Source organism: Vibrio mediterranei, from assembly GCF_900088415.1.
GTDB lineage: Bacteria > Pseudomonadota > Gammaproteobacteria > Enterobacterales > Vibrionaceae > Vibrio > Vibrio mediterranei.
Genome location: NZ_FLLQ01000023.1, coordinates 1 through 3,037 on the forward strand (window position 1 = coordinate 1; position 3,037 = coordinate 3,037).

At 40.8% G+C, this 3,037-nt stretch carries 5 protein-coding genes; 2 read left to right on the plus strand and 3 right to left on the minus strand.

Features of this window, described 5'->3' with window-relative positions; genetic code table 11:
* Positions 1-205 precede the first annotated feature (205 nt).
* The 3 genes from VME0621_RS25905 to VME0621_RS25915 form a co-directional block, all read right to left on the minus strand.
* A complete protein-coding gene (locus VME0621_RS25905) occupies positions 206-430 on the minus strand; it encodes a hypothetical protein (protein ID WP_062463922.1) in 225 nt (74 codons plus the stop codon).
* Between the two features lie 276 nt (positions 431-706).
* Complete coding sequence (locus VME0621_RS25910; protein ID WP_062463924.1) at positions 707-1,048, minus strand: CTX-RstB family phage integration protein; 342 nt, start codon at positions 1,046-1,048, stop codon at positions 707-709.
* 2 nt (positions 1,049-1,050) lie between these two features.
* Positions 1,051-2,130, minus strand: a complete 1,080-nt coding sequence (locus VME0621_RS25915; RefSeq protein WP_062463926.1) for a replication initiation factor domain-containing protein — start codon at positions 2,128-2,130, stop codon at positions 1,051-1,053.
* Between the two features lie 130 nt (positions 2,131-2,260).
* On the opposite strand from VME0621_RS25915, the gene VME0621_RS25920 reads away from it, so the two are divergent.
* Complete coding sequence (locus VME0621_RS25920; RefSeq protein ID WP_082795591.1) at positions 2,261-2,599, plus strand: helix-turn-helix transcriptional regulator; 339 nt, start codon at positions 2,261-2,263, stop codon at positions 2,597-2,599.
* 53 nt (positions 2,600-2,652) lie between these two features.
* Positions 2,653-2,871 (plus strand): hypothetical protein, encoded by a 219-nt coding sequence (locus VME0621_RS25925; protein WP_062463931.1) that lies wholly within the window; start codon positions 2,653-2,655, stop codon positions 2,869-2,871.
* Positions 2,872-3,037 lie beyond the last annotated feature (166 nt).

The window sequence follows — 3,037 nt, forward strand, 5'->3', positions numbered from 1 at the left end:
GTAAAGCGATGCGCCCTCCTAACATGTACGGCAAGCCGACAATGAGTAAGTCGGTCGCCCACCCTTTACCGCGCTTGGCTTTCAGCAAACCACTCAACATAAATCTCACCACATAATACGCACTTTGGTTGTAATCGTTTAGTATCAATGAGATACAAAAAAAGCCCGCCATATAGCGAGCTTCTCACGTTACCACGCTCTTTACCTAGTCACTGAACTTTACGCCTGATGAAGCTTTTATCAGTGTTATGAAGTTCGAAGCCTCTAGTGCGTTGTGCAGTTCTTCACTTTTGTCCATCAACACAGCACTTAGCTCTTCTTTAAAAGAACGCGTAAATGAATCGTCTACGAAATTTTGAAAATCAGCCAGTCGTTTTACATCTTGGGCTAGATCTACGATGTCTGTCATGGAATAATTTTGTGCAGTCATAATCAACTCTCTATTAGTTGGTTTTGATAAGAAGCCCGTATCTGCTCCAACAGTTACGGGCTTTGTTTATTTCAGTGGTCTTTGTTTTGTTAAGCGTCGAACATTTGAACCACAATACGGACATTTTGGTGTGGCAACGACAATAAATAGATCCAAGTCTTCCTCATACCAAGGCTTATAACAGGATGTGCATTGGTGTGTTGGCTCATCTTGACGCGTCGTTAGCGTTATGCCATTTCTGTAATAAATACAACGTGTTGGAGCTTCAAACATCGATTAACCCTTCTTTACGTTTGTGGCGGAAACAGGCTCATCGAACAAGGTCTTTACAACTTTAAAGTCACGAACTAAGTTGCGCTGCGGATCCTCTGGATCAGGTTCGTAGACGAACTCAACTAAAGCTGGAGTGATCGTTGTGTTGAACTTTTCAAGAATGCTAGGACTTGGAATGAACCTCAACTTGATAGCTTCACTGCCAAACGCGATACAAGACCCCTTTTCATTCTCCCAAGCCCTTAAAGCCTTGCCTGCATAAAGCGTTGGTACTTCGTAATCTTTGTTGTCTTTGGATACACCTTTTGAATAAGTACCACCCAGTAATATGTGACGCACAGACATAATTAAGTCTCCATTATTTCGTAAAGTATCTTCTTGTAAGTGTCCGGAATAGTTAGATGGCCATCGTTAATTTCCTTCGAGATCAACAGACCAAACACCTTCTCTAGATCACCATCAAAGTGCTTTGCTATATCAAACAGAGTTCGTCCTACTTGACGACGAGCCCAGCGGATGCGCTCATGTATTTCTAGAGCGACTTGTTTCTTTTTGTTCACTACTTTTACAGGTAACGACGCGATAATTGAGGCGGAATAAGCACAGAGACCAGCAAAATAGCCTTTAATATTCAATAAGATATCAATGGGCATCTCTTTAAGTTCCACTTCATTGCGGAACCAATACATATCGAGTCCTAGCTGCGCTGCTTTGTTGTAAATTCGCCAATGAATACGTGACGAGCGATCACCGACAGTAAAAGATTCATTGAGAACTTTGCCTGAAGGATCTGCAAAATATCTCTCGCCACCACTAGGCCCGCGACCACGTTCTGATGTTCTAAAGGCATCTTCTGCAAAGGCTTTTCGTGCATACTCTCGACCGAAAAGACCATGGAAATCATCGACAGCAAGATCAATTCGTGAAAGACGTGAGCAGCCCAATAAATTGAGCCACCAATGAAGGCGGAATAAGGTTGTATGCTCCAGAACAGACTTGCACCCTAGCCCTTCGATCTGAAAATGACAGGTACCGCGATTACCACCTAAGAGAACAAAACCTACGTGTTTGTTAGAGTGTTTAGGCATCAAGTGGCAAGAATCTTCGTAACCATACAAGCCCTTTTCTCGCCAGGAAGACATTCGAAGTCCAAGAACATGAAGACAAAAAACTTCCAATCGTTCCATCATTGCTACGTTCCATCGCTGTTTGTAACGTTCAATGAGTTTTTCTTTTTGCTTGGGAGTTCGAGCTAATCGGTAGTCCGGTTTGGGAAGTGGCGCCCAGATAAGAGAACCTAGGTCTGATTTATGTGCATGGCGAAGCGCAGAATACTGAATGGTCCACGACAGATAATCTACAAAGACGAACGGACTAGACTCCGTATCGATCTGTAGCTCATCTGCTGTAAAGACCTTCTTTTTCACTGAGTACCCAAATCCTGTCAATACTAATATTTCTTATATTCAAACATAAGAAATGTATATTAACAAGCCCACTGTATAAATTAACATGAGTTAAAATATAAGAAAGCTTATAAAAAGGGACCATAATCACATGTCAAATGAGATATTGAGAGAGTTAAGAATAAAGAATAGTTTAACTCAAAAGGATGTAGCCGAAATCATGGGCGTATCAAACATTACCTATATGAAGTACGAGAATGGAGAGACGGAGCCTAAGTTTAGTCAGATGATGAAAGCACTTGTTGCGCTCGGGGCTGGTATTAAGGATATCTTTGGAAACTTAAGTACTTCTGTAGATGACTCTTTAGCGTATAACATGCAAAGAATTGAAATTCTTGATCCTAGTGAGAGAGAGTGTTTAAACCAGATCGTTGAAGCAATGCTGCTAAAACACCAAATCGAAAGCGTTCAACGTAAACCATCTAGTTAGCTAATAACTAAACACTAATCTTTCTACTGTTACCAAACGGTTATGGAATGGACATGGCTTGGATCATAAAACTTAAAACGTCACTCAATGATAGCGATTGGTATGTTACCAAAATCAATAGAAGCAAAACAGATTGCCAAGTTACCAGTGATCGCTATAGCGCTAAGCTTTATAAAGAAAGGTATTTTTTTGAAGAGTTTCTTGCTCACTTAAAGTCTGAATATGAAGTAATCAAGATCGATAATACTGATGTTCATTTGTATAGTAACTAAATGAGAAACTGCTCAAAAGCTCGATAGCTTGGTGCAATTTACCCCCGTAATACTAGACGGGGGTTTTCCTCTGCCTTCTGTGCAATCTTCCTTGTTTATCTCACTTCAAAAGCTTTTCTCATGTACAGAATAAACAATATGCGCTTATCAGTGAGACGTAAGGGAA

Bases quoted from the DNA above. Each gene is read 5' to 3' on its own strand.
- VME0621_RS25905 (WP_062463922.1), bottom strand. From the start codon at position 430: ATGACTGCACAAAATTATTCCATGACAGACATCGTAGATCTAGCCCAA.
- VME0621_RS25925 (WP_062463931.1), top strand. From the start codon at position 2,653: ATGGCTTGGATCATAAAACTTAAAACGTCACTCAATGATAGCGATTGG.
- VME0621_RS25910 (WP_062463924.1), bottom strand. From the start codon at position 1,048: ATGTCTGTGCGTCACATATTACTGGGTGGTACTTATTCAAAAGGTGTA.
- VME0621_RS25920 (WP_082795591.1), top strand. From the start codon at position 2,261: ATGTCAAATGAGATATTGAGAGAGTTAAGAATAAAGAATAGTTTAACT.